Here is a 21,716-nt window from a genome sequence, read left to right as displayed (position 1 = left end):
TTCATCCTTGGTTCAAGAGGAAATCGTCGCGTGCGTCGGCACGCGCGCGGGCAACTCCGGCCGCAGCCCGGCCAGATTCTTCAGGCGCTTGGCGATGTCGGGCGAGGCGGAATCCGCCAGTGCCTGCATCGCCGACAGCGCCTCGTATTCGGTTCTGTACTTGGCGCCCTCGCGCGCCACCTCGGCGGCTTTGGCGAAGCACGCGGCCACCGTCTCGCGCTCGCCGCCGGCGGCCTGCAGGTAGCGGGCCTTCTGCAGGTGCAGCTCCGAGCGGTAGAGCCCTTCCTTGAGTTCGTCCGTCATGCGCAGGCACTCGTCGATGCGCTCCAGCGCCTCGTCCCAGCGTCCGTTGGCGGCCAGCGTGTCGGCGGCGAAGGCGCGGTAGTAGGTCTGGCAGTAGCGGCAGCCCATGGCCCACAGCGCCTGGATCCAGCCGTCGGCCTGCGCGATGTTGCCGACGTCGCCGGTGGCCCAGCAGCGGATGATCTCGGCGTAGCCCTGGAACGCCGGCAGGCCGTAGCGCTGCGTGATGCCCAGCAGCTCGCCGGTGCTCACTAGCGCGCGCGCCTTGTCGTTGCGGCCCTGGTGGCCCAGGCTCTGGTAGAGCAGCGCCATGCTCAGCGACGGGATGTGCGACATCTCGCGGGCCCAGCGCACGGCATTGGTCGCATCGGCGCGCGCGGCCGCGTCGTGGCCCGCGAACCAGCGCACCAGCGCACGGCCGGTGGTCGCCCACACGCGGGTGTCGAAGCCGAAGTCGGCCGCATGGTGCGCATGGGCCTCGGGGTCGTAGCGATCGACGGCGTCCGTCAGCGACTGCTCGGCGCGCTCGAAGTCACCGTCGGAATAGTGCGCGAGGCCGAGGTAGGTCTGCGCCGCGACGAACACGCCCTGGTCCTGCGCCTGCACGGCCTGGTCGAGCAGGCGGTTGCTCAGCTGCTGCACCTCGGCGCGGTTGCTGGCCACGTGGTGGAAGGTGATGAGCGTCCACAGGTGCTGCACCTGCTTCTCGCGCGGCACCTCGTCGGACAGCAGCTCCTGCGACAGCGCGATGCGGTCGACCACCTGCGCATGCGCCCAGCCGTACTTGTTCATCATGGCCTGCGTGACGTAGCTGTTCACGTCCAGCCGCGCCTCGCGCTGCGCCTCGCCTTCGAGGTGCGCCATCCAGCCGTCGATGTGCTGGGCGTAGGAAATCGTTTCGTCGTTGAGCGAGCGGTGCTGCGTGATGCGCAGCTGGCGCACCGCCAGCGCCACCGCCTGCGCGTATTCGCCCGCGTCGGCCCAGTGCTGGGCCACGTTGCCGGGTTCGTTCGCCACGTACTGCGGCTGGCTGTCCATCAGCGTCTGCGCGACGTTGCGGTGCAGCTGCCGGCGCTGCGCGACCAGCATGCTCTCGTAGGCGGTGTCGCGGATCAGCGCGTGGCGGAAGATGAAGCTGCCCGGCTGACCGGCCGGGGCGACGAGGCCCGCGTCGAGCAGCACGGCCATGTCCTTGTCCATCGCCTCGGCGCTCTTGCCCGAGCAGGCGCACAGCAGCTCGGCATCGAACTGGCGCCCGATGGTGGCGGCGAGCTGCAGCAGGCCCTTGACGGGGCCGAGCCGGTCGAAGCGGCTCACCAGCGAGTCCCGCAGCGTGACCGGAATCGCGGCAGGCTGGGCCGTGTCCTTGAAGACCCAGACGTGGTCCTTCTCGACCAGGTAGGCGTCGAGCATCATGCGCGCCATCTCCTGGATGAACAGCGGCACGCCGTCGGTGCGCTGCACCACGTTGTCGATCACCTGCGGCGCGACGACGCGCGGCGCCAGCGCCTGGCGCGCCAGCTCGGCGGCCTGCGCGTCCTCGAGCCGGCGCACCTCGATGCGCTCGGCCTGCATGGCGTCGGGCTTGACCCATTCGGGGCGCGCGGTGAGCACCAGCAGCACGCGGCGCTGCGGCAGCTGGGCGATGAGTTGCTCGACGAATTCGATGGTCGTGGGGTCGGCCCAGTGCACGTCCTCCAGCAGCAGCAGCACCGCCGCCGACTCGGCCATGTGCAACAGCCACTGCGCGATCGATTGCAGCAGCAGCGCCTTCTGCATCGGCGGCGACATCTGGCTCGGCGCGCGGTCGCCCAGCGGCAGCGACAGCCACGCGCAGAAGATCGGCAGCACGGCCTCGCCGTCGCAGCCTGCGGCCTGCAGGGCCTCGCGCAGGCGCTCGCGGCGGGCCTCGGGCGACGCGGCGTCGGGCATGGCGTCGAGGCGCTGGCGCAGCAGCGCGAGGAACGGCGTCAGCGCGTTGTTCTGGTTCTCGGGCTGGCACTGCGCGACGACGGTCTGCAGCCCTTCCTTGGCGACCTGCTCGCGCAGCACGTCGGCCAGGCACGACTTGCCGATGCCCGGCTCGCCGCGGATCCACACCGCGCCGCCCTGCCCTTCGCGGGCCCGTGCCCATGCCGTACTCAGCTGCTGCAGTTCGGCCTCGCGGCCGATGCAGGCCTTATGCAGCGCCTGCTCGGCGAAGCCGTCGGAGGCGAGCGCCTGCTGGTCGCCGCCGAGGCGGTAGGTCTGGATGCCGCCGGACTGGCCCGGCAGCGTCACCGTGCCGGCCTTGTCGAAGCTGGCGTGGCGGCTCAGCAGGCGGTAGCTGCTCTCGCTCGCCAGCAGTGTGCCGGTGTCGGCCACGCCCTCGAGCCGCACCGCGACGTTGACGGCATGGCCCGACGGGATCTCTCCGGCCGCGACGATCGCCATGCCGGTGTGCATGCCCATGCGGATACCGAGGTGCACGCCGTGCTCCTGCTCGATGGCGGCGGAGCGCTGGCGGCTCAGCGCGATCAGCTCCATGGCCGTGCGGCCGGCCTGGCGCGCGTCGGTGTCGCTGGCGTGCGGATAGCCGAAGAGCACGATCATCCGGTCGCCCAGCGTGCCCGCGAGCAGGCCGCCGCGGCGGGTCGCGGTCTCGGAGAACAGGGCCAGCTCGTTGCGCTGGAGCAGTTCGAGGTTCTCGATGTTGGAAGGCAGGGCCTCGTCGGCGCTGTCGTCGTCGGCCGCGTCGGGCCACACCGAGACGCTGCAGCACAGCACGGTGAGCTGGCGCTTCTCGGAGAAGCCGCGCGCGGTGATCACGGTCTGCGCGAGCGCTTCGTCCTGCGCCTGCTTGGCCGAACGCAGCACGCCCACGAGATCGTCCAGCCGCAGGCGGCCGAGCTCGGCCAGCAGCGTGGCGGCGGAATCGCTGCGGTCGGCAGCCTTCTTGCGCAGCGCCTGCCGCAGCACGGAGGCCACCGGGTGGCTGGCGATCTCCGCCGGCAGCGGCACCTCCAGCGGACTCAGCTGCTGGTGAAGGATCTCGGCCGCCGAAGCGCCACGGATGGCCGGCGCGCCGGTGAGGCACTCGATGAACATCAGCCCCCACGCGTACAGGTCCGACTTCACGCCGGGCGGCTCGCCGCGCAGCTGCTCGGGCGCGCTGTAGGCCGGCGTGCCCAGCGCCTCGTCGGTCATCGTGAGCGTGGGGAACTCGTCGCTGCGGTTCGACGGAATGACGGTGCCGATGCCGAAGTCCAGCACCTTCGCGTGCGGGACGGCGCCGGTGAAGGTCACCATCACGTTGTCGGGCTTCAGGTCGCGGTGCACGATGCCGGCGCTGTGCGCGCAGTCCAGCGCGTCGAGCACCTCGGCCATCAGGTGGCCCGTCTCGGTGGCCGTGAGCGCGCCCTTGCGGCGGATCAGGCTGGTGAGCGTCTCGCCCGGCACGTACTCGAAGACGCCGTAGACGCAAGGGCCCTGCTCGCCTTTGTCGAGCAGCTGCACGATGTGCGGGTGGTGCAGCGAGGCGCACAGCTTCGTCTCGCGATGGAAGCGCGCCACGCGCTGGCTTCCCACCTGCAGCTTCACGACCTTGATCGCGACGACGGTGCCCGTGCTCTTCTGCAGTGCGCGATATACCGTGCCGTAACCGCCGGCGCCCAGCTCCTCCAGCAATTCGTAACCGGGAATCTCCAGCGGATCGGGCAGATTCGGCTGCAACGCCGGGTGCGTGGGATTGGTGACTGCGTCCTGCATTTCAGTCTCGTCGTGATGGAGCGTTGATGGCCTCCGGGACTCGCCTCGGCCGCGTTCCGCCCTGCGGCGGCACGCAATAGTGACACTAATTGTTACTTTAGCGGAGGCAGAGAGGTTTCAGGTAGGTAACCCCTCAAAAAAAGAAAACCCGCAACAAGTGCGGGTTGTTAGAACTTTTCGGTGTATATGTGTGAACTACATCACACACGCCAAGTCCTATTCGAGAGCACCGCGGAACCGGCTTCGCCGGGCCGCAGGTGCTGCCCCCGGGGTAGGGGGTTGGCGCAGCGACACGCAGTGCGCGCAGCCTGGGGGCGAGCCTACTTCTTGTCGCCGCCGGGCACCTTGCCTTCGACGCCCTTGACGTAGAAGTTGACGCCCGACAGGAACTTGTCGTCGGCCACCGCGTCCTTGGCGACCACCTCCTTGCCGTCCTGGCCGAGGATCGGGCCCTTCCAGATCACGAAGCTGCCGTCCTTCAGGCCCTTCTTCACTTCCTCGACCTTGGCCTTGGTCTCGGCCGGCACGTCCTCGGCGATGGACACGAGGTCGATCGCGCCTTCCTTCACGCCCCACCAGGCCTGGCCGGTGGTCCACTTGCCGTCCAGGGCTTCCTGGGTGGCCTTGATGTAGTACGGGGCCCAGTTGATGGTGGCCGAGGCCAGGTGGGCCTTGGGACCGTAGGCGGTCATGTCGGAGTCCCAACCGAAGGCGCGCTTGCCCTTTTCCTGCGCGGTCTTGAGCACGGCCGGCGAATCGGTGTTCTGGAACAGCACGTCGGCGCCGCCGTTGATGAGGGCGGTGGCGGCCTCGGTTTCCTTCGGCGGGCTGAACCATTCGTTCACCCACACGACCTTGGTCGTGATCTTCGGGTTCACCGATTGCGCGCCCAGCGTGAAGCTGTTGATGTTGCGCAGCACCTCGGGGATCGGCACCGAGCCGACCACGCCCAGCGTGTTGCTCTTGGTCATGGCGCCGGCGATGATGCCGGCCATGTACGCGCCCTCGTACGTGCGGCTGTCGTAGGTGCGCATGTTGTCCGAGGTCTTGTAGCCGGTGGCGTGCTCGAACTTCACTTCCTTGTTGTCGGCCGCGACCTTCAGCATGGGCTCCATGTAGCCGAAGGTGGTGCCGAAGATCAGCTTGTTGCCCTGGCCGACCATGTCGCGGAACACGCGCTCGGCGTCCGCGCCCTCGGGCACGCTCTCGACGAAGGTGGTCTTGATCTTGTCGCCGAATTCCTTCTCAAGCGCCTTGCGGGCGTTGTCGTGCGCGAAGGTCCAGCCGCCATCGCCAACCGGGCCGACGTATGCGAATGCGATGTTCAGCGGCGCTGCCGGTGCCGGGGCCGCTGCGGCGGGTGCCGGGGCCGGCGCGGGTGCAGCCGCAGGAGCCGCCGCTTCTTCTTTCTTGCCGCAGCCGATCAGGGCCGCCGAAGCGACAGCCGTGAGGGCGGCCAGCTTGAGCAGGGAGCGCTTGTTCAGATCATTCATTGTCGGAAATCCTCAAAAGGACAGGTTGGCGGGAAAAAGAGAAACGCGATTATGAGCCGGGGTAGAACGGTTTCCCGATGGAAGCCGGCATGTTGGCGCGGATGAAGGCCGGGTTGCGCGAGATCAGCGCCAGCACCACGATCGGCGCGATGTACTGCAGCATGCTGAGGAACTGCGCCGGCACGTCCACGCCGCTGCTTTGCAGGTGGAAGCCCAGCATCGACACGCCGCCGAACAGGTAGGCGCCCAGCAGCACGCGCACCGGCCGCCAGGTGGCGAAGGTGGTGAGCGCGAGCGCGATCCAGCCGCGGCCGGCCACCATGCCCTCGACCCACAGCGGCGTGTACACCGTCGAGAGATACGCGCCCGCCAGCCCGCACAGCGCACCGCCCGCGATCACCGCCATGAAGCGGATGCGCCGCACCGGATAGCCCAGCGCATGCGCCGACTCCGGCGACTCGCCCACCGAGCGCAGCACCAGGCCGGCGCGCGTGCGGTAGAGGAACCAGATCAGCGCGAAGGTCAGCACCACCGCGAAATACACCATCGGGTGATGGCGGAACAGAGCCGGCCCGACCAGCGGGATGTCGCCCAGCACCGGAATGGCGTACGAGGCGCTTTCGGGCAGCTTGGCCTGCACGAAGCTGATGCCCGCGAAGGCCGAGAAGCCCACGCCGAAGAGACTCAGCGCGAGGCCCGTCGCGTACTGGTTGGTGTTGAGCCAGATCACCAGCACGCCGAAGAAGGCTGCGAGCAGCGCGCCCGCCGCCATGCCGGCCAGAAAGCCCAGCCAGGGGTTGTGCGTGGTGACGACCGTCGCGAAGCCCGCGATGGCGGCGCACAGCATCATCCCCTCGGCGCCGAGGTTGACGATGCCGGCCTTCTCGTTGATGAGCAGGCCCAGCGCCGCGATGGCGAGCACGGTGCCCGCGCTCAGCGTGGAGCCGAGCAGGAGTGCGTAGCTTTCCATGGTCAGTGGCTCCCTTCGGTGGCACGCGCGACGGGCGCGGTAATGGGCGTGCTCGCCTGCAAGGAGGCGGTGGTCATGGAGGCAGCCTTCGCAGCCGCCTTGCGCTTGATGCGGTAGGCAATGAGCGTGTCGCAGGCCAGCAGCGTGAACAGCAGCAGCCCCTGGAACACGCCGGTCAGCGACTTGGGCAGGCCGAGCCGCGACTGCGCCAGTTCGCCGCCGATGTAGAACATGCTCATCAGGATGGCAGAGAAGATCATGCCCACCGGATGCAGCCGTCCGACGAAGGCCACGATGATGGCCGCGAAGCCGTAGCCCGCCGGCACGTAGGGCGTGAGCTGGCCCAGCGGCCCTGCCACCTCCAGCGCACCGGCCAGGCCCGCGGCGGCGCCCGAAGTCAGCAGCGCGATCCATACCGCGCGCCGCGCGGAGAAGCCGGCGTAGCGCGAAGCCGCGGGCGCCAGCCCGCCGACCTGCTGCGCGAAGCCCGCGCGCGTGCGGAACAGGAACACCCACAGCGCCCCCGCTCCCACCAATGCGATCACCAGGCCGATGCTCACGCGCGAGCCCTTGAACAGGCGCGGGATCTGCGTGACCGCCTCGAAGGTCTTGGTCTGCGGGAAGTTGTAGCCGTGCGGGTCCTTCCACGGCCCGTAGACCATGTAGCCCAGCAGCAGCGTGGCCACGTAGACCAGCATCAGGCTCACCAGGATCTCGTTGGCGTTGCACTTGTCGCGCAGGAAGGCGACGATGCCCGCCCACACCATGCCGCCCAGGATGCCCGCCAACAGGATGGCCACGACGATCCACTGCCCCGTGTTCTTGTCGGCCAGCAGCGCCACGCCGCCCGCCGCGATGGCGCCGAACACGAACTGCCCCTCGGCGCCGATGTTCCACACGTTGGAGCGGAAGCACACCGCCAGCCCCAGCGCGATGATGAGCAGCGGAGTCGCCTTCACCATCAGCTCGCCGATGGCGTAGCCGTTCTTGATGGGCTCGTAGAAGAACACCAGCAGGCCCTTGACCGGGTCCTTGCCGAGCGCGGCGAACAGCGCCACGCCGATCAGCACGGTGATCAGCAGCGCCAGGATCGGCGATGCATAGCTCCAGAAGCGCGAGAGCTCCGGACGCGGTTCGAGCTTAAGCATGGGCCGCCTCCGCAGTCTTGCCGGCGCCGTGCCACAGGCCGCTCATCCACTCGCCGATCTGCGGCAGCGTGGCTGCGGCACGGTCGATGGAAGGCGACAGCCGCCCCTTGGCGATCACGTGCAGCCGGTCGCTGATGTTGAAGAGCTCGTCGAGCTCCTCGCTGATCACCAGCACCGCGCAGCCCGCGTCGCGCAGCGCCAGGATCTCGGCGTGGATCAGCGCGGCCGCGCCCACGTCCACGCCCCAGGTAGGCTGCGAGACGACGAAGAGCTTCGGCTTGGCGTCGATCTCGCGCCCGACGATGAACTTCTGCAGGTTGCCGCCCGACAGCGAGCGCGCCGCCGCCTTCGGACCGCCGGCCTTGACCTTGAAGCGCTCGATGATGGACCTGGCCTGCCGCTCCAGCGTGCCGGTGCTGATCCACCCGCCCCGGCCCACCGCCTCGCTGCGCGTGAGCAGCAGGTTGTGCGCGAGCCCCAGCGTGGGCACGGCGCCGCGGCCCAGCCGCTCCTCGGGCACGAAGTGCAGGCCCAGCGCGCGGCGCGCGCGCGGGCGCAGACGGCCGGCCGGCTTGTCGAACACGCGCACCATCGGCGCCTCGGCCCGCACGTCCTCGCCGGAGAGCGCGTACAGCAGCTCCTTCTGGCCGTTGCCCGACACGCCCGCGATGCCGACGACCTCCCCCGCGCGCACCTCGAAGGAGATGCCGTCGAGATCGACGCCGAACTGGTCCTCTCGCGCCAGCGACAGTCCGTCGACGCGCAGCGCGACCGCGCCGGCGTGCACCGGCCGGTGCTGCAGCGGCGGCGGCTCACTGCCGATCATCAGCCGCGACAGCGACTGCGTGCTCTCGTTCTGCGGGTTGCACACCCCCGTCACCTTGCCGCCGCGCAGCACCGTGCAGGCGCTGCACAGCTCCTGGATCTCGTGCAGCTTGTGGCTGATGTAGAGGATGCTGCAGCCCTCGGAAGACAGCTTCTTCAGCACCGTGAAGAGCTTGATCACCGCCTGCGGCGTGAGCACCGAGGTTGGCTCGTCGAGGATCAGCAGCTTGGGGTTGGTGAGCAGCGCGCGGATGATCTCCACCCGCTGCATCTCGCCCACCGAGAGCGTGTGCACCGGCCGCGCCGGGTCGATGTCGAGGCCGTACTCGCTCGCCTTGGCCGTGATGCTGCGCGTGACCTCGGCCAGCTGCAGCGACTTGTCCAGGCCCAGCCAGACGTTCTCGGCCACGGTGAGCGTGTCGAACAGGCTGAAGTGCTGGAACACCATGCTGATGCCCAGCGCTCTCGCCTGCTGGGGGTTGCGCAGGCTGACGGCCTGGCCGTCGAACATCACCGTGCCTTCGTCGGGCTTCACCGAGCCGTAGATGATCTTCATCAGGGTCGACTTGCCGGCGCCGTTCTCGCCGAGCACGGCGTGGATTTCGCCGGGCGCGACGCTCAGGGAGATGTCGCTGTTGGCCACCACCGCGGGATACCGCTTGGTGATGTGAGCGAGCTGGAGTCTGGGGGTTGTCATGCCGGGTTTCGTGGATTTGTCTCGTTCAACAGCAACAAAGCGGGAACGGCCATGAGTCTAATGGCGTCCCCGCGACCATCGGCGCCCGACGGCGCTTGCCTCAGTCCGTCATTTCAATGCCCGCCGATGTAGGCGAACTTGAAGAGGAACACGGCTGCGATGACCCAGACCATCGCATGCACTTCCCGTGCCCGCCCGGTGCACAGCTTCAGCACCGCGTAGGTGATGAAGCCGAAGGCCAGGCCGTTGGCGATCGAGTAGGTGAAGGGCATGGCCAGCGCGGTCACCGCGGCCGGGATCACCTCGGTGGTGTCCTCCCAGTCGAGCTCGACCAGGTCGCGCAGCATCAGGCAGCCCACGAAAAGCAGCGCCGGTGCGGTGGCGTAGGCCGGCACCGAGCCCGCCAGCGGCGAGATCATCAGGCAGGCCAGGAAGAGCAGCGCCACCACCACCGCCGTGAGGCCGGTGCGGCCGCCCGCCTGCACGCCGGCCGCGCTCTCCACGTAGGCCGTGGTGCTCGAGGTGCCGAGCAGCGAGCCCGCGAAGATCGCGCCGCTGTCGGCCAGCAGCGCCTTGTTCATGCGCTCCATCTTGCCCGGCACCAGCAGGCCGGCGCGCTTGGCCACGCCCATCAGCGTGCCGGTGGCGTCGAACATCTCGACCAGGAAGAACACCAGCACCACGTTCAGGATGCCGCCCTTGAGCGCGCCCAGGATGTCCAGCTGCATGAAGGTCGGCGCGATGGACGGCGGCGCGTCGAACACGCCGTGGAACTTGTTGCCGCCGAAGAAGAACGAGAGCACCGTCACCGTGATGATCCCGATCAGGATCGCGCCGCGCACCTTCAGCTTGTCCAGCGCCACGATGATGAGGAAGCCCAGCGTCGCCAGGATCACCGGCGCCGAGTGCAGGTCGCCCAGGGTCACGAAGGTGGCCGGCGATGCGGCCACCACGCCCGCGCTCTTCAGTGCGATGAGCGCCAGGAACATGCCGATGCCCACCGTGATCGCCGTTCGCAGCGACTGCGGTATGCCCTGTATGAAGAGCTCCCGCAGCCCGGTGACCGTGACGATCAGGAACAGGCAGCCCGAGATGAAGACGGCGCCCAGCGCCACCTGCCACGTGTAGCCCATGCCCAGCACCACCACGTAGGAGAAGTAGGCGTTCAGGCCCATGCCAGGCGCCATGGCGATCGGGTAGTTGGCGTACAGGCCCATGATCAGCGTGCCCAGCGCCGCGATCAGGCAGGTGGCCACGAAGACCGCGCCCTTGGGCATGCCCGCATCGCCGAGGATCGACGGGTTCACGAAGATGATGTAGGCCATCGTCAGGAAGGTGGTCAGCCCCGCGATGACTTCGGTGCGCACCGTGGTGTTGTGCGCATCGAGCTTGAACAGGCGTTCAAGCAGACCCGAGCCGCTTGCGCTGCCCACAGCCGCGCGCGGGCGCGCGGACTCGACATGCCCCGGCGTGCGGGGCTCGGCGCCTTTCGGCGCCTGTTCAAACGTACTCATTCGCTTGTCTCCAGCTGTTGTAGTGGCGGTTTCATCGTTGCCCCGCTCACGACGCCGGCGCGAACGGGGTTCTCTCAGGGATCCGAGGTTTCAGGTGCGGCGGGCGGACGCGCTGTCGTGCCGGGTGCGCCGGGTATGGCCGAAACCGGAGGCCGCAGCGACGCCGCCACCTCCTTGATGCATTCGCGCAGCCAGCGCGCCGAGCTCGACGAATGGGTGCGTTCGTGCCAGAGCTGGTAGTACATGAGGCGCGGCAGCGCCACCGGGCATTCGAGGATCTTCAGCGGCAGCCGCGAGGCGAAGCGCTCGCAGTACTGGCGTCCCGTCGTCAGCACCAGCAGGCTGGAGGCCACCATGTCGGGGATCAGCCCGAAGTGCGCGCAGCGCGCCGTGATGTTGCGCTGCCGCCCCAGCTCGTCGAGCATCTGGTCGATGATCCCGCGTCCGCCCGGATGCATGGGCGTTGGCGCGATGTGCTCGGCCGCCAGCCAGGTCTCCAGGTCCCAGCCGCGGCGCACCGCCGGATGGTCCTTGTTGACCAGCGAGACCACGTCGTCCCCGAAGAGCCGCGCCATGTGTAGGTCTTCCGGCGGCTTGAGCCAGTTGCCGATCACCAGGTCGACCTGGCCGAGCGCCAGGTGCCCGTGGTAGTCCGAGTCGGGCGTGAGCGCATGGATCTCGATCTGGCACAGCGGCGCGTCGCGCTTGACCTGCGCCACCAGCATCGGCAGGAACAGCGGGTCCATGTAGTCGCTGGCCGCGATGCGGAAGGTGGTGGCCGCCGACTGCGGATCGAAGCCGCGCGCATCCGAGAACAGCATCTCCGCCGCGCGCAGGATGCTGGCGGCCGGCTCGATCATGCGCAGCCCCGCGTCGGTGGGCACCATGCCCGAGCCCGAGCGCACCAGCAGCGGATCGCCCGAGAGCTCGCGCAGCCGCTTCAGCGCCGCCGAGACCGCCGGCTGGTACATGCCCAGCCGGATGGCAGCACGCGAGACGCTGCGATCGGTCAGCACCGTGTGCAGAACCCGGATGAGATGAAGATCGATCTTGTCGAAAAGCGCCTGATCTCTCATGGCTGTTCACACCTTTCCTGTCTGTGCGAACAGTAATACAGCGCGACATTTGGCGAAACCGGGTGTGGGGAAGGTTCAGCTCGGACCGTGCGAGCACGGTCCGTCGTCATTCGGCCGATGCTGCCTGCACCGCCGTGATGGCACGAAGGATCGACTCGCTCGTGGCCGGCGCCTTCAGCGGCGGATCGACCCTGTGGCCGCCCGCGGCCGACACCGCGTCGCGGATCGCGAAGAACACCGAGAACGGCAGCAGCAGCGGCGGCTCGCCCACGGCCTTGCTGCGGTGGATCGAGTCCTCGAAGTTCTGGCCCTCGAACAGGCGCACGTTGAACACCGGCGGGCAGTCGTTGGCCGTCGGGATCTTGTAGGTGCTGGGCGCGTGCGTGGTGAGCTTGCCGCTTTGCGGATGCCACACCAGCTCCTCGGTGGTGAGCCAGCCCATGCCCTGGATGAAGGCGCCCTCGACCTGGCCGATGTCCACCGCCGGATTCAGCGACTTGCCCGCGTCGTGCAGGATGTCGGCGCGCAGCAGCTTCCATTCGCCGGCGAGCGTGTCCACGATCACCTCGCTCACCGCCGCGCCGTAGGCGTAGTAGTAGAACGGGCGGCCCTGCATCCTGTCCTTGTCCCAGCTCAGGCCGGGCGTGGCGTAGAAGCCGTCGGACCACAGCTGCCTGCGGTCGAGGTAGGCCTCGCCCACCACGGTGCTGAAGGCCAGCGAGCGGCCGTTGACCTCGACCATGTCGTTGGCGAAGCGCACTTCGCTCGCCTTGCCGCCGTGGCGCTCGGCCGCGCATTCGGCCAGGCGCTCGCGGATCTGGCGCGCCGCGTCCTGCGCCGCCTTGCCGTTGAGGTCGGCGCCGGTCGACGCGGCCGTGGCCGAGGTGTTCGCCACCTTGGTCGTGTCCGTGGCCGTGACGCGCACGCGCTCGAAGCTCACGCCGAGCTCGTGCGCCACCACCTGGGCCACCTTGGTGTTCAGGCCCTGCCCCATCTCGGTGCCGCCATGGTTCACCAGGATCGAGCCATCGGTGTACACATGCACCAGCGCGCCGGCCTGGTTGAAGTGCTTCACGTTGAAGGAGATGCCGAACTTCAGCGGCGCCAGCGCCAGCCCGCGCTTGAGCACCGGGCTCTTCGCGTTGAAGGCGGCGATGTCCTCGCGACGCGCGCGGTAGTCGCTGCTGGCCTCCAGATCGGCCACGAGTTCGTGGACGATGTTGTCGGTCACGGTCTGGCGGTACGGCGTGACGTTGTTTTCGGTCTTGCCGTAGAAGTTGACGCGCCGCACGTCCAGCGGATCGCGCTTCAGTGCGCGCGCCACCGAATCAAGGATGTTCTCCATGGCGATGGCGCCCTGCGGGCCGCCGAAGCCGCGGAAGGCCGTGTTGCTCTGCGTGTTGGTCTTGCCCGAGAAGCCGTGCATGGCCACGTTGGGCAGCCAGTAGGCGTTGTCGAAGTGGCACAGCGCGCGGGTCATCACCGGGCCCGAGAGGTCGGCCGAGTGGCCGGCGCGCGAGACCATGGTGATCTCCGCGCCGAGGATGCGGCCTTCGGCGTCGTAGCCCACTTCGTATTCGTACCAGAAGCAGTGGCGCCGGCCGGTGACCATGAAGTCGTCGTCGCGGTCCAGCCGCAGCTTCACCGGGCGCTGCAGCTGCCGCGCCGCGATGGCGGCCACGCAGGCGAAGAGCGCCGATTGCGATTCCTTGCCGCCGAAGCCGCCGCCCATGCGCCGGCATTCGACGTGCACCTCGTTCGACTGCAGGTGCAGCGCATGCGCCACCAGGTGCTGCATCTCGCTCGGATGCTGCGTGGAGCAGTGGATGTGCAGCGCGCCGCCTTCCTTCGGGATGGCGTAGCTGATCTGGCCTTCCAGGTAGAACTGCTCCTGGCCGCCCACGTCGAAAGTGGCCTTGTGGCGGTGCGGCGCCGCGGCGATGGCCGCGCGCACGGCCGCCTCGTCGCCCTCGTTGGCGGCACCGCCGCTGCGCACGATGTGCATCGGCGGCACCACATACTGGCCGCGCTCGTGCGCGGCCTGCGGCGTGAGCACGGGCGGCTGCGCCTCGATGGTCAGCGCGTCCTTGGCCTTCGCGGCGGCGCGGCGAGCGGCGTCGCGGGTCTCGGCGATCACCGCGAACACCGGCTGGCCCAGGTAGCGGATCTCCCCGCCGTCGTTCACAGGCAGCAGGATCGGGTCGTCATGGATGATCGAGCCGCAGTCGTTGGTGCCCGGAATGTCGTCGGCCGTGATGACCGCGACCACGCCCGGCATCGCGCGGATGACGTCCAGCGATATCGCGGTGACGCGCCCGTTGGCCGCCGGCGAAAGCCCCAGCGCGCAATGCAGCGTGCCGGCGAGCTCGGGGATGTCGTCGATGTAGGTGGCCTCGCCGGCCACGTGCAGGTGGGCCGACTCGTGCGGACGGCTGATGCCCACGCGCATGCCGCGCTCGTGCGCCAGCGTTTCGGCGCCCACGTCGATGCGGGCGGCGGTGTTGGCCAGGTAGTCGGCAAAGGCCTCGGCGGGCTGCAGCAGGCGGGCGTCGATGGGTTTGTTCATGGTCAGACTCCTTGAGCAGCCGCATTGACGGCATGGGGCATCACGCTCCACACGCTGGTTTCCTCGATCGGCAACGCCTCCTCCGCTCGCGTTTCGAGCCAGAGGCGCTGGATGAGGTTCTGCGCCACCAGCAGCCGGTAGTCGGCCGATGCGCGCATGTCCGACAACGGCTTGAAGTCTTGAGCCAGCGCGAGCTTGGCGGTGGCGACGCTGGCCTGCGTCCACGGCTTGCCGACCAGCGCGGCCTCGGCGTTCGCGGCACGCTTGACCACGGCGGCCATGCCGCCGAAGGCCAGGCGCACGGCCTTCACCGTGTCGCTGCCCGCCTCGAGCTCGATGGCGAAGCCCGCGCACAGCGCCGAGATGTCGCAGTCGAAGCGCTTGCTGATCTTGTAGGCGCGCACCTGCCGCTTCATCGCGGCATGCGGAATGGCCAGCCCCTGGACGAACTCGCCCGGCTGCAGCTGGTTCTTCATGTAGTCCAAGTAGAAATCGGGCAACGGCATGCGGCGCACGGCGTCGCCGCGGCGCAGCTCGATCTGCGCGTCCAGCGACATCAGCACAGGCGGCGAATCGCCGATGGGCGAGCCGTTGGCCACGTTGCCGCCCATGGTGCCGGCATGGCGGATCGGCGGCGAGGCGAAGCGCAGCCACACCTCGGCCAGGCTGGGAACGCGTTCCACCAGCGCCGCGAAGGCGGATTCGAGCGAGGCGCCGGCGCCGATGTAGAGCTCGCCACCGTTGTCCGGGCGATCCTCGATGGTCTTCAGCTCGGCCACGTCGCCCACGTAGATGATGTCGCCCAGGTCGCGGAACTGCTTGTTGACCCACAGGCCCACGTCGGTGGAGCCGGCCAGCAGCTGCGCGCGCGGCTTCTGCTCGCGCAGGGCGGCGAGCTGGGCCAGCGTCTTCGGGGCGTGGAAGTGGTCGATGCGCGCGCCCAGCGGCGCGGCGTAGTCGAAGCCCTCGTTCTTCAGTGCGGTGAGCGCGGCGACCACGGGCTTCGTGTCGAGGCGCACGGCAGGCAGGTCGAACATGCGCTGGCCGGCGTCGAGGATGGGACGGTAGCCGGTGCAGCGGCACAGGTTGCCCGAGAGCTCGTCGGCCAGCTGCTGGCGGGTGGGCTGGGTGCCTTCGGCCTGGTGGTGCTCGTAGCTGGCCCACAGCGACATCACGAAGCCGGGCGTGCAGAAGCCGCACTGGGAGCCGTGGCAGTCGACCATGGCCTGCTGGACGGGGTGCAGCGTGTGCACCGCGTGCTTGCCGTTGCTGCCGGTCTGCGTCTTCGGCAGGCACTGCGCCTGCGCCTTGAGGTCTTCGACCGTGAACAGGGCCTTGCCGTGCAGCGTGGGCAGGAACTGGATGCAGGCGTTGACGGTCTGCAGGCTCAGGCCGTCGATGGTGCCGGGGGCCTGGGGGTCGGTGGCCAGTTCGCCGATGACGACGGTGCAGGCGCCGCAGTCGCCTTCGTTGCAGCCTTCCTTGGTGCCGGTGCAGCGGGCGTCCTCGCGCAGCCAGTCGAGCACGGAACGGGTCGGATGGACGCCGGTGACGTCGACGATCTTTCCGCGATGGAAGAAGCGGATCGGTTGAATCTTGCTGCTGTCGGTGCTCATGCTTTTAGGGCTCGTGGGCGACCCTTCGTGGGTCGGTCATGGACGTTAGCGGCTTGTCCGGCCTCTTGCATACGCGGGTGCCCATAACGCGTATGTGGGGGCCGGTATGCCACGTACGGGGAAACCCTTGCGTGGGGGTTGCAATTCCCGGGCCACTCGGCGATCTCGGCGCGGCGCCGGGGCGGGGTTCAGCGCTGCGCGATGGCCACCCAGGCGGTGGCCACCAGCGTCGAGCCCGCCACCGCGAGCAGCCCGCCGACCAGCCACTTGAGCGTGCGCGGCTGCAGCCTGTTGGGCAGGCGGTGGTGCAGCCGCGTCACCCCGTAGACCACGGGCATCGCGCAGCCGGCCAGCAGTGCCGAGCGCAGCGAGAAATGCCCCGTGGGCACCACGATCACCAGCCGCACCAGCGAGTTGAAGGCGAACATCAGCAGCAGCGCGCGCCGCACCAGCTCGCGGTCCAGCGGCTGGCGGTACATGTGGAAGACGATGGGCGGCCCCGAACTCGAGAACAGCCCGCCCAGCACGCCCGACAGCCCCCCGATCAGCGCGAAGCTCGCGCGCCCCGACACCGCCGGCAGAGGCCTGGCCTGCAGTACCAGCAGCACCGCGCAGCCCAGGATCGACACGCCCAGCAGCCCGCGCAGCCAGTCGACCGCGCCGCCGCTGAGCCAGGTCAGCAGCATCAGGCCGACGATCACGCCCACCGTGCTGCCGTTGAGCGCCGGCTTCATCAGCTGCCAGGGCACCACGCCCGGCCGGGCGCGGAAATACGTCCAGGCATTGATGAGGCTCAGGACGGTGGCCGCGTTGGCGGTATCGCTCACGCTGGCGACGTGCAGCACCGACACCAGCCCGAGCAGGATCAGGCTGAACGCGAAGCCGGTGAGGTTCTGCGCATAGGTGGCCAGCGCCACGCAGGCCATGAAGACCAGCACGGGGCCGGCCTGGGAAAGGATCGCTTGCACCGCAGGAGGCCTCAGGGTGCGGCGGAAGGAAGCGCAGGGTGGGAGAGGCGCGCGCGGACAACGCGCAGCGCTACGGACGGAACGGACATTCGGGAGCGGGGAAGGCAGCGGGAGCGGGGAACGGGAAGCGAAAAACGCGAGAAAGCGGGCTCCGAGAATACCGCGCCGCGTCCGGGGCCCTCTTCAGCGCACCAGGTCCCACCCCATCATCAGCGCGGCGAAGCCCATCAGCGCGGTGCCGCCCCAGCCCAGCCAGCGGGTGCGGCGGCCCGAGGTGAAGACGCCCATGACCTTCTCGCGGGTCACGAGGATCATCATGGCCGCCATGATCGGCACGGCCACGACGCCGTTGATGACGGCGCTCCAGTAGAGCGCCTTCATGGGATCGATCGGCGTGAAGTCGAGCGCCGTGCCCACCAGCGTGGCCACGGCGATGATCGCGTAGAACTCCTTGGCCTCGCGCCAGTGCCGCTCCAGCCCCTCTTCCCAGCCGAAGGCCTCGGCCACCGCATAGGCGGCCGAGGACGCGAGCACCGGAACGGCCAGCAGCCCGGTGGCGATGATGCCGCCGGCGAACAGCAGGAACGCGAAGTCGCCGGCCAGCGGGCGCAGCGCCTCGGCGGCCTGGGCGGCGGAGGTCACGTCGTGCACCCCGCCCGCATACAGCACCGCCGCGCCCACCACCATCACGAAGAAGGCGATCAGGTTGGAGAAGGTCATGCCCATCCAGGTATCGAGCCGCACCCGCTTCAGGTCGTGCCGCACCTCCTGCTCGGAGCCCTTGCGCCCGCCCTTGAGCCGCAGCTCCTCCACCTCCTGCGAGGCCTGCCAGAAGAACAGGTACGGGGAGATGGTGGTGCCCAGCAGCGCCACGATCATCATCCAGTAGTCGCCGCGCCACTGCAGCCTGGGCACCACCAGGTCGTGCAGCACCTGCGCCCAGGGCACCTGCACCGAGAACACCGCCGCCACATAGGCGAACAGCGTGAGCGTGAGCCACTTGAGGATGTGCGCCAGCTTGCGGTAGGGAACGAACACCTGCAGCAGCACCGTCACCACGCCGAACACCAGCGCGTGGAAGTGCGCCCCGCCGCCCACCACCAGCTGCAGCGCCTCGCCCATCGCGGCGATGTCGGCCGCGATGTTGATGGTGTTGGCCACCACCAGCAGCGACACCAGCACGATCAGGAAGCCGCGCGGCATGTGCTCGCGCAGGTTGGCCGCCACGCCCTTGCCCGTGACCCGCCCGATGCGCGCCGACACCAGCTGGATCGCCACCATGAAGGGCAGCGACAGGAACACCGTCCACAGCAGCCCGGTGCCGAACTGGGCGCCGGCCTGGGTGTAGGTGGCAATGCCCGACGGGTCGTCGTCGGCCGCTCCGGTGACGACGCCGGGGCCTACGTGTCGCAGGAACGAGGGGATGAGTTTCTTCATGTGGGGCGGATGGTGGCACGGCGAGCCTGACCAGGGAATGAACGTTCAACGTCCGTCCCCGGAAAAACGTTGGCCGTCGCCCGCTTCTTTTCTGCCGGCCCGCGGCAGGCGGGGGCCGGCTACGCCCGCTCGGAGAACAGCTCGGTGATGACCTGCCTGAGCCAGCGGTTGCCCGGGTCGGCCTCGAAGCGCTTGCTCCAGTGCAGCGACACGGTGAAGTCGCGCAGCGGAAAGGGCGGCTCGACGATGGCGTAGCCGCCCTCCTGCGCGAAGCCGCGCGCGATGTTGCGCGGCATCACCACGGCGAGGTCGGTCGCGCGCACGATGGCCGGCAGCACCATGAAGTGCTCCGTCGTCAGCCGCAGCCGGTCTTCCAGGTTGAGCAGCTGCAGGATGCGCAGCGTCTCGGCATGCGTGCGCACCGCCACGTAGTCGAGTTCCTGCAGGGCCTCCAGCAGCGCCTGCCCGCTGCGCCTGCGCCTGACGAAGGGGTGGTCCTTGCGCAGCAGCACGATGTAGCGGTCCTTCAGCAACTGGGCACGCTGGGTGTCCTTCACCCCGGGCAGGAAGCCGAAGGCGAAGTCGACCTTGCCGCTGTCGAGGCCGGCGGCGATGTCGCCCGGCGCCAGCGGCATCGTCTCGACCCGCACGCCGGGCGACAGCTCGCGCAGCCGCGCCATCAGCGCGGGCAGGAAGCGCCCTTCGCCGATGTCGCTCATGTGGATGCGGAAGGTCTTGCGCGACACCTGCGGCTCGAAGCGGTCGGGCTCGTGCAGCGCCCTTTCCAGCGTGGCCAGCGCCGCCTGCACGGCCACCGCCAGGCGGTCGGCGCGCGGCGTGGGCGCCACGCCGCCGGGGGTGCGGGTGAACAGCGCATCGCCCAGCAGCAGGCGCAGCCGGGTCAGGCCGTGGCTGGCCGCCGGCTGCGTCAGGCCGAGCGCCTCGGCCGCGCGGCTCACGTTGCGCGCGCGGTAGACCGCGTCGAAGAGCCGCAGCAGGTTGAGGTCGACCGTGTCGATATGCACCGTGTTCATATTGGATAGCTGCCTCATTTTATTGAGGTATGGCGCACCGCCGACCACACTCCCGTTTCCCCACCGGCCCCCCAGAACCCCACCGGGCCCCAGAACAAAAGAAGAGACAGAGACAAGATGGAAGTTTCATTCAGCAAGGAAGTGGAGATGCTGCGCCTCGGCGCGGGCGACACCTTCCACGGCGAGGGCATCCTCGCGATCACCAAGGGCCTGCTGCAGTCGGGCGTGGCCTACGTCGGCGGCTACCAGGGCGCTCCCGTCTCGCACCTGCTCGATGTGATGGTCCAGGGCAAGGCCTACATGGACGAGCTGGGCGTGCACGTTGAGGCCTGCTCCAACGAGGCCTCGGCCGCGGCGATGCTCGGCGCCTCCATCCACTACCCGCTGCGCGGCGCCGTGACGTGGAAGTCCATCGTCGGCACCAACGTGGCGGCCGACGCGCTGTCGAACCTGTCGTCGCCGGGCGTGACAGGCGGCGTGCTCATCGTGGTGGGCGAGGACTACGGCGAAGGCGCCAGCGTGATCCAGGAGCGCACACACGCCTACGCGCTCAAGTCGAGCATGTGCCTGCTCGACCCCAGGCCCGACCTCGGCGTGATGGTGCGCATGGTGGAGGAGGGCTTCCGCCTCTCGGAAAGCTCGAACATGCCCTGCCTGATGGAGCTGCGCATCCGCACCTGCCACGTGCGCGGCAGCTTCGAGTGCAAGGACAACGTGCGGCCCGCCGTCTCCACCCGTGCGCTGATGGAGGAGCCCGCCGGCTTCGACTACATGCGACTCGCACACCCGCCCGTCACCTTCAGGCACGAGAAGCTCAAGGGAGAGGCACGCATTCCGGCCGCGCGCCGCTACATCGCCGAGCACGGCCTCAACGAACTGATGCCCGGGCGGCGCCATGCCGACCTCGGCATCGTGGTGCAGGGCGGTCTCTACAACGCGCTGATCCGCAGCCTGCAACAGCACGGGCTGGCCGATGCCTTCGGCGAGACGGACATCCCGATCCTCGTGCTCAACGTGACCTACCCGCTGGTGCCCGAGCAGGTCGCCGACTTCTGCGTGGGCAAGCGCGCGGTGCTGGTGGTGGAGGAAGGCCAGCCCGAATACATCGAGCAGGACATCGCCACGCTGCTGCGCCGGCGCGACATCCAGACCCCGCTGCACGGCAAGGACATGCTGCCCTCCGCGGGCGAGTACGGCGTGGAGATGCTCTCCGGCGGCATCGGCGCCTTCGCAGCGAAGTACATCGAGGCGGACGAGGCCTCCTCCTCGGCCCAGGCCTGGCTGGCGGGCAACCGCGAGCGCCGCGAGGCCGTGGCCCGCCGGCTGAGCTCGCCGCTGCCCAACCGGCCGCCGAGCTTCTGCGTCGGCTGCCCGGAGCGGCCGGTGTTCTCCGCCCTCAAGCTCGCGCAGCAGGAGACCGGGCCGGTGCACGTGGCCGCCGACATCGGCTGCCACGCCTTCGGCACCTTCGAGCCCTTCTCGATGGGCCACTCCATCCTGGGCTACGGCATGAGCCTCGCGAGCCGCGCGGGCGTGGCGCCGATGATGAACCGGCGCACGCTCTCGATCATGGGAGACGGGGGCTTCTGGCACAACGGGCTGCTCACCGGCGTGCAGAGCGCGCTCTTCAACGGCGACGATGCGGTACTGCTGATCTTCAAGAACGGCTACACCTCGGCCACCGGCACGCAGGACATCATCTCCACGCCCGACGACGAGATCAAGGAACGCGCCGAGGACAAGCAGCAGAGCCTGGTCGACAAGAACCAGACCATCGAGGCCACGCTCAAGGGCCTGGGCGTGCAGTGGATGCGCACCGTCACCACCTACGACGTGGAGCGCATGCGCAAGACGCTGACCGAGGCGCTCACCAGCGACTTCGACGGCCTGAAGGTGGTGATCGCCGAGGGCGAATGCCAGCTGGAGCGCCAGCGCCGCATCAAGCCCTGGATCGCCAGCCTGCTGAAGAAAGGCGAGCGCGTGGTGCGCGTGAAGTACGGCGTCGACGAGGACGTGTGCAACGGCGACCACGCCTGCATCCGCCTGTCGGGCTGCCCCACGCTCACGCTGCGCGACAACCCCGATCCGCTGAAGGTGGACCCCGTGGCCACCGTGATCGACGGCTGCGTGGGCTGCGGCCTGTGCGGCGCGAATGCGCATGCGGCCACGCTGTGCCCGAGCTTCTACCGGGCGGAGGTGGTGCAGAACCCGAAGTGGCATGAGCGGCTGCTGCATGGCCTGCGCGGCGCGTTCGTTCGCGCGCTGCAGCCCGCATGACCACGCTTTCCTTCTCCCTCGCCCTTGGGGGAGAGGGAGCAGCAG

13 protein-coding genes are annotated in these 21,716 nt (G+C 69.0%); 1 reads left to right on the top strand and 12 read right to left on the bottom strand.

What is annotated here, in order from left to right; translation table 11 throughout:
- Window positions 1–12 precede the first annotated feature (12 nt).
- From G369_RS0116445 to G369_RS0116390, 12 genes are all read right to left on the bottom strand, one after another.
- On the bottom strand, window positions 13–4,050 hold the full coding sequence (locus G369_RS0116445; RefSeq protein ID WP_019655111.1) for a TOMM system kinase/cyclase fusion protein: 4,038 nt from the start codon (window positions 4,048–4,050) through the stop codon (window positions 13–15).
- A gap of 320 nt (window positions 4,051–4,370) precedes the next feature.
- Entirely contained in the window at window positions 4,371–5,543 is a 1,173-nt protein-coding gene (locus tag G369_RS0116440) for a BMP family ABC transporter substrate-binding protein (RefSeq protein ID WP_019655110.1), read from the bottom strand.
- A 49-nt stretch (window positions 5,544–5,592) separates the two neighbouring features.
- On the bottom strand, window positions 5,593–6,513 hold the full coding sequence (locus G369_RS0116435; RefSeq protein WP_019655109.1) for an ABC transporter permease: 921 nt from the start codon (window positions 6,511–6,513) through the stop codon (window positions 5,593–5,595).
- A 2-nt stretch (window positions 6,514–6,515) separates the two neighbouring features.
- Window positions 6,516–7,661, bottom strand: a complete 1,146-nt coding sequence (locus G369_RS0116430; RefSeq protein ID WP_019655108.1) for an ABC transporter permease — start codon at window positions 7,659–7,661, stop codon at window positions 6,516–6,518.
- Window positions 7,654–9,183: an ABC transporter ATP-binding protein gene (locus tag G369_RS35880; RefSeq protein WP_019655107.1), complete on the bottom strand. Its 1,530-nt coding sequence runs from the start codon at window positions 9,181–9,183 to the stop codon at window positions 7,654–7,656. The genes G369_RS0116430 and G369_RS35880 overlap by 8 nt, the downstream gene beginning before the upstream one ends.
- 113 nt (window positions 9,184–9,296) lie before the next feature.
- On the bottom strand, window positions 9,297–10,697 hold the full coding sequence (locus tag G369_RS0116420) for an NCS2 family permease (RefSeq protein WP_019655106.1): 1,401 nt from the start codon (window positions 10,695–10,697) through the stop codon (window positions 9,297–9,299).
- A 74-nt stretch (window positions 10,698–10,771) separates the two neighbouring features.
- Window positions 10,772–11,773, bottom strand: a complete 1,002-nt coding sequence (locus tag G369_RS0116415) for a LysR family transcriptional regulator (RefSeq protein WP_019655105.1) — start codon at window positions 11,771–11,773, stop codon at window positions 10,772–10,774.
- 106 nt (window positions 11,774–11,879) lie between these two features.
- Window positions 11,880–14,339 (bottom strand): xanthine dehydrogenase molybdopterin binding subunit, encoded by a 2,460-nt coding sequence (xdhB, locus tag G369_RS0116410; RefSeq protein WP_019655104.1) that lies wholly within the window; start codon window positions 14,337–14,339, stop codon window positions 11,880–11,882.
- 2 nt (window positions 14,340–14,341) lie between these two features.
- Window positions 14,342–15,955, bottom strand: coding sequence for a xanthine dehydrogenase small subunit (gene xdhA / locus G369_RS0116405; RefSeq protein ID WP_019655103.1), 1,614 nt, complete (start codon window positions 15,953–15,955; stop codon window positions 14,342–14,344).
- A gap of 188 nt (window positions 15,956–16,143) precedes the next feature.
- Entirely contained in the window at window positions 16,144–16,923 is a 780-nt protein-coding gene (locus G369_RS0116400; RefSeq protein WP_019655102.1) for a sulfite exporter TauE/SafE family protein, read from the bottom strand.
- 183 nt (window positions 16,924–17,106) lie between these two features.
- Entirely contained in the window at window positions 17,107–18,360 is a 1,254-nt protein-coding gene (locus G369_RS0116395) for an NRAMP family divalent metal transporter (protein ID WP_019655101.1), read from the bottom strand.
- 119 nt (window positions 18,361–18,479) lie between these two features.
- Window positions 18,480–19,394, bottom strand: a complete 915-nt coding sequence (locus G369_RS0116390; protein WP_026346422.1) for a LysR family transcriptional regulator — start codon at window positions 19,392–19,394, stop codon at window positions 18,480–18,482.
- Window positions 19,395–19,511: 117 nt separating this feature from the next.
- Here G369_RS0116390 and G369_RS0116385 point away from each other — a divergent pair, with 117 nt between their 5' ends.
- On the top strand, window positions 19,512–21,671 hold the full coding sequence (locus tag G369_RS0116385; RefSeq protein WP_019655099.1) for a thiamine pyrophosphate-dependent enzyme: 2,160 nt from the start codon (window positions 19,512–19,514) through the stop codon (window positions 21,669–21,671).
- Window positions 21,672–21,716: the final 45 nt, after the last annotated feature.

This window comes from Variovorax atrisoli 110B (assembly GCF_000382045.1).
Lineage (GTDB): Bacteria > Pseudomonadota > Gammaproteobacteria > Burkholderiales > Burkholderiaceae_C > Variovorax > Variovorax atrisoli.
Note: the sequence above shows the minus strand (reverse complement) of the source record. Positions and strands in the feature narration are given on the sequence as shown.